At 62.8% G+C, this 4,095-nt stretch carries 3 protein-coding genes and 1 pseudogene; 1 reads left to right on the forward strand and 3 read right to left on the reverse strand.

What is annotated here, in order from left to right; translation table 11 throughout:
- Both DK391_RS43915 and prpB read right to left on the reverse strand, forming a co-directional pair.
- Positions 1 to 167, reverse strand: a pseudogene (locus tag DK391_RS43915) (2-methylcitrate synthase); the annotation flags it as partial.
- 20 nt (positions 168 to 187) lie between these two features.
- Positions 188 to 1,081 carry a methylisocitrate lyase gene (prpB, locus tag DK391_RS43920; protein WP_109484256.1) on the reverse strand — a complete coding sequence of 298 codons (894 nt, stop codon included), beginning with the start codon at positions 1,079 to 1,081 and terminating at the stop codon, positions 188 to 190.
- Between the two features lie 197 nt (positions 1,082 to 1,278).
- On the opposite strand from prpB, the gene prpR reads away from it, so the two are divergent.
- Positions 1,279 to 3,234: a propionate catabolism operon regulatory protein PrpR gene (gene prpR, locus DK391_RS43925; RefSeq protein ID WP_109484257.1), complete on the forward strand. Its 1,956-nt coding sequence runs from the start codon at positions 1,279 to 1,281 to the stop codon at positions 3,232 to 3,234.
- Positions 3,235 to 3,243: 9 nt separating this feature from the next.
- On the opposite strand, the gene DK391_RS43930 is transcribed toward prpR, so the two are convergent.
- Positions 3,244 to 3,822, reverse strand: coding sequence for a DUF4337 domain-containing protein (locus DK391_RS43930; RefSeq protein WP_109484258.1), 579 nt, complete (start codon positions 3,820 to 3,822; stop codon positions 3,244 to 3,246).
- Positions 3,823 to 4,095: the final 273 nt, after the last annotated feature.

Below are 4,095 nucleotides of genomic sequence, written 5' to 3' on the forward strand. Positions count from 1 at the left end.
CAGGCGCCCGCGATATCGAGAATGTCGTAGCCACGGTAATGCAGATCGTTGCCCGTCTTGCCGACCGTGCACAGCGCGGTGTTACCCGCCGTCACGCCCGACAGCGCGACGGATTTCTTCGGCTTGAATGCGCCTGCGTTCGGCGTGCCGTTATCTGCTTCGCTCATGTGTCTTCCTCCAGATGCCATTACTTGTGTGATGCGAACAGCGCGTCGAGTTTGTCCTCGTACGCGTGATAGCCAAGGTACTTGTACAGGTCTTCGCGCGTCTGCATGGTCGGCACGGCGGCCTTTTGTGTGCCGTCGCGCAGCACCGTCTCGTAGAAATTCAGCGCCGCTGCGTTCATCGCGCGATAGGCGCCGCAGCAGTACAGCGCGATATCGACATTCGCTTCGCGCAGTTCCGTCGTGGTGAAGAAGGGCGTCGAGCCGAACTCGGTCAGGTTCGCGAGGATCGGCACCTTCACGGCGGCCTTGAAGCGGCGATAGTCGTCGAGCGTCTTCATCGCTTCGGGGAAGATCATGTCGGCGCCCGCTTCCACATACGCCACGGCGCGCTCGATCGCGGAGTCGATGCCCTCGGCGGCGGCTGCATCGGTGCGCGCCATGATGACGAACTGGTCGTCGGTGCGGGCATCGACGGCGGCCTTCACGCGGTCCACCATCTCTTCCTTCGCGACCACTTCCTTGTTCGGACGATGCCCGCAGCGCTTCTGGCCCACCTGGTCTTCGAGGTGAACGGCGGCCACGCCCGCCTTGATGAACGAGCGCACGGTGCGCCCGATGTTGAAGGCGCCGCCCCAGCCCGTGTCGATATCGACGAGCAGCGGCAGGTTGGTTGCGTCGGTGATGCGGCGCGCGTCGGTCAGCACGTCGTCCATCGTACTGATGCCGAGGTCGGGCATGCCGAGCGAGTTCGCGGCCACGCCGCCGCCCGACAGATACAGCGCCTTGAAGCCGACGGCTTCCGCCATCTTCGCGACATACGCGTTGATCGCGCCGACGACCTGCAGCGGTTGGCCTTCTGCAACTGCCTGGCGGAATGCCGCGCCGGCGCTGGTGGGTTGTTTGGTTGCGTTCACTGTGAGGCTCCGTTGTTTTGCGGGCCTATATCTGCAAGTGGTGTGCCATGCGGCGTTTCACAGCTAAGTCTCTGATTTTTCGAGGTGCGCGCGTGCTGACATTTTTGCTCGGATTTCAAAAATGGAATATGCGGTTTCCATTATGAAATGAGACGCGCATAATCGAAGGCTACGCTTCCCAGACTGGACTCGCTTCCATGAGCACGCCTTCCGTCGTTTCGAACACCCGCCCACGTATCTGGGCGATGGGCATTAGCCGTCTGCGCGATCTGTTCGTGGACATTGCCAGCGAGTACGCGGGCCGCGCCGAACTCCGCGTGGTGGCGCGGGGCTTCGACGACGCCGTGCAGGAAATCGAAGCCGCGAGCATCGAGCGTCCCGACGTGATCGTCGCGGGCGGTTCGAACGCGGCGTATCTGAAAGCGCGCGTTGGCGTGCCGGTGGTCGCGATCACGCCGACGGGCTTCGACGTGATGCAGGCGCTTGCCCGCGCGCGTCGCGACGGCGCTTCGGTGGCGCTCGTCACGCACGGCGAGACGCCGGATGAGGTGAAGCGCTTCACGGCTGCATACGGTATCGACGTGATGTTCGCCTCGTATCGTTCGACAGCCGATGCCGAAAGCTGCGTACGCGAGTTGCGCGAGCGCGGCATCGAAGCCGTGGTCGGGCCGGGCCATGTGACGGATCTTGCTGAACGCGCGGGCATGGGGGCGGTATTTCTGTATTCACGCACATCGGTGCGCAGCGCATTCGATACCGCACTCGATGTCGCGCAGGCCACGCGCGCCGAAGGCGTGCGGCGTCAGCGCCTCGACAACCTGTTGCAGCACTTGCGCGACGGCGTCGTGGCACTCGACGCGCAAGGCCGCGTCGAAGCGATCAACCAGCGTCTCGCGGACGTGCTGGGCATCGATGCCGCGAGCGCCGCCGGCGTGCCCTTGCAGCAGCTTGCACCGGACATAGCGGGCGCGCTGCCCGATGCCGACGGCGACACGCTGGTCTCGGTACGCGGCACCAGTTATCTCGTGCATCGTGGGCCGCTGGCAGGCGCGGGCCACGCGGCGGGCACAGTGCTGACGTTCCAGGAATCGCGTGCTGTCGAACGGCTCGATCGCACGCTGCGTTCACGTCCGCGCGCACAGCAGTTCACCGCGCGCTATAAACTCGACGATCTGGTCGGCGCCTGTCCGTCGATCGAACGTGTGCGCACGCTGGTGCGGCGTTACGCAAAGTCCGATGCGACCGTGCTGATACTCGGCGAAAGCGGTACGGGCAAGGAGATGGTCGCGCAGAGCATGCATCGGCTGAGCGCGCGCCGCGACTTTGCCTTCGTCGCCATCAATTGCGGCGCGTTTCCCGAGGCCTTGCTGGAAAGCGAACTGTTCGGCTATGAAGAAGGCGCTTTTACGGGCGCGCGCAAGGGTGGCAAGGCGGGCCTGATCGAAGCCGCGCATCGCGGCACGCTGTTTCTCGACGAGATCGCCGAGATGCCTTTGCCTTTGCAAAGCCGGCTGCTGCGCGTGTTGCAGGAGCGCGAGGTGGTGCGGCTGGGATCGACGGAACCGACGCGCGTGGATATTCGTGTGGTCGCGGCGACGCACCGTGCGCTGACGGAAGGCATCGAGGCAGGGACGTTTCGCGCGGATCTGTACTACCGGTTGAATATTCTGAGTATCGGCTTGCCGCCGTTGCGCGAACGCACGGCTGACGTGCTGCCGCTTGCTGCTGAACTGCTGTTGCAGTCTGCCGCGCGCGAGCCGAGGCTGGCTGCGCGGATCCTGGATTTGCCCGCTGCGATGCGTGTGCTCGCGCAGCTTGGCGAGCCGTTGCAACGCTACGCGTGGCCCGGCAACGTGCGTGAACTGCAGAACGTGATCGAACGGATTGCCGTCGAGCTTGCCGATACGGAGGCGGGCACCGTCGACGTGTTCACGCCCGAGATGCTCGACGTCGTTGCGCCCGAACTGCTGACGGCATCGGCATCGGCATCGCAGAAGAAAGACGCATTGACGCTGCGCGAGCGCAGCCGCCATATCGAGGCCGACGAAATACGCGCGATGCTCGCCGCGTGCGGCGGCGACCGCGATGCCGCGTGCAAGGCGCTCGGCATCAGCAAGACGACGCTATGGCGCAAGCTCAACGCCACGCAATGACAGACGCCTTTAGACGCCGATCAGTGCCGTCACGAACAGTCCGATAGAGACGACGGCCGCGCCGATCGTGAGCTTTTGCAGCCAGCGCTTTTTGGTAAGCAGCGTGATCGCGGCGAGCGCGATGGATATCTGAACCAGAGTGGTCGCCTGAGCCCAGCGATGATGCTGGTGCTGAAGTGATTCACTGACTTCATTGTCTTTCTTGACCTGCTCTTCGAGCGACTCGGCTTTCTGGCGAATCGGTTCTTTCTCGGTCTTGTACCGCTCGGTATCGGCGATGAATTTCGCGTGTGCTGCCGATGCCGGGTCGCTTAGTGCTGCGCCGAGTTCGGCGAGGTTCTGCTTTTCACCTTTGGCCTGATAGTAGGCCCACTGGTTGGCGGCTTCCGTCTTGAGTATCGCGGCTTCGTTCTTGAAGAAGAGCGCCTGATTTTCATTCGCACCGCTCTGGTAGGCGGCAATCGCGCCGACACTCGCTAGGATGGCCGTCATTACGGCGAGGCGTGAAGCACTGTTGTCGTTGCCGTGGGCGCCTGCGTGTTCGATCGCGTGATCGTGTGGGCCGTGTACTTCGTATTCGTCTGACATCGAGGTGGGGATTGGCGGAAAGCCGCCAGCATACCGCAGCAATATGATTTGGTTTTTTGTTTTTTGTTTTTTGCTTTCTGTTTTTTGCTTTTGGAAGGTGGGGGGCTGGTCGTTGTGGTTGTGGTTTTGTTTTGGTGGTTGCATCCGCGGTTTGTTAGTGGTCTGCCAGGGTTGCCCCTGTGCGGGGCGGCACCTACTTTTCTTTGCCGCGGCAAAGAAAAGTAGGCAAAAGAAAGCCGCTGAACACCGCCAGCCCTTGTACTTGCCTGCGGG

It is taken from the genome of Paraburkholderia sp. C35, from assembly GCF_003121405.1.
In the GTDB taxonomy this organism is placed as follows: Bacteria; Pseudomonadota; Gammaproteobacteria; order Burkholderiales; family Burkholderiaceae; genus Paraburkholderia.

Excerpts from the sequence above, each read along its gene's own strand:
- prpR (WP_109484257.1), top strand. The coding sequence starts at position 1,279 with ATGAGCACGCCTTCCGTCGTTTCGAACACCCGCCCACGTATCTGGGCG.
- DK391_RS43930 (WP_109484258.1), bottom strand. The coding sequence starts at position 3,822 with ATGTCAGACGAATACGAAGTACACGGCCCACACGATCACGCGATCGAA.